This window comes from Exiguobacterium sp. UBA6309 (assembly GCF_002439205.1).
In the GTDB taxonomy this organism is placed as follows: domain Bacteria; phylum Bacillota; class Bacilli; order Exiguobacteriales; family Exiguobacteriaceae; genus Exiguobacterium_A.
In genome coordinates, this window is sequence record NZ_DJTL01000041.1 from 4846 (window position 1) to 5979 (window position 1134).

General features: G+C 50.6%; 1 protein-coding gene. It reads right to left on the bottom strand.

Features of this window, described 5'->3' with window-relative positions; all coding sequences use genetic code 11:
- The coding region (locus B3M90_RS14475) for a DUF3153 domain-containing protein (RefSeq protein ID WP_290784748.1) at positions 1 to 1134 on the bottom strand (1134 nt) is incomplete at both ends.

The following is a 1134-nucleotide window of genomic DNA, read 5'->3' on the forward strand; positions in this document are numbered from 1 at the left end:
GGTGAGTCGAGCGTCACGACTTTTCGGACGTGATACGGCATCTCTTCTTGGACCGTATAGGCGACGACATCCACACCACCCATGCTGTGACCGACGAGCTGGATATCGGAAAAGGTCGCTTTTTGTTTCGCATCATACGCAGCAATCGCTGCATTCAACCACTTTTGTTGATCGGCAAGGCTCGCCTCGTCGTCTGCAAAGACGATTCGGACAAGCGGGTAGCCGGTCGGCGAGGGTGTGACGCTACAAGTCGCTTTTCCGGAACGAGTCACGTCACATCGACCACCATCATCGGCGACTTTTTTATTCGTGAAGTTTTGAATCATCGGCACGAACGTCCGCTCCGTCCCGAATAGCCCGTGGACGAGGAACGTCGGTACGATTTCACTCTTTCCTTGTGTGACGATCTGACGCGTTGGTGGCGGCGCACTCGACGTATCCTCCGCGAACACCCACCACGCGCCTCCCCCAACGATCAAACAGACGAGGAGCGAGATACTAATCGTCTTCAACTGTTGCCGGCGCAAACGGCGGACACGGTGAAAGACCCAGTAGAGCAATAATCCGACACCGATTAATAACACGATACCGGTAATGATCCAACCTGTCGGATTCGGTACATACGCAATCAACTGTAGCTGGTTGGCTTTCGTTCCGTATAATTTCCATGACACATCATGATAATTCGACCAGTCGATCTTTTCTCCGTTTTGGAGACCGATCACTTTCGGACCGTGGAGTTTGATCTCGATATCGGCTTGACGGATATACCGGTCGGCGAGTTTCTTGACCTGTCCCGTCGGTTGATAGCCTTTGATATTCAAACGATCGATACTGAGATCGATGTTCGTATCCAGTCGATACGTATCGAACCAAAATCCGTCCGATTTTTTCATGTCGAACTTCGTATCAGGTGGAATGAGAATCCCTCCGATACCTGTCTTCCATTCGTCCTTGATCGACGTCATGTCCTTGAAGTTCGCGAATGTCTTCTGCATCCGGATCCCTTCATAGTCATCCTTCGTCTTGAACGTTTTCGCCGCATAGCCGTTCTTTTCTGCCTGTTTGACATAACTATTCCAATTCGGATTTAGGTTCAGTAAACGCGCTACTGGGTGTTCCTTTGCGGCATAT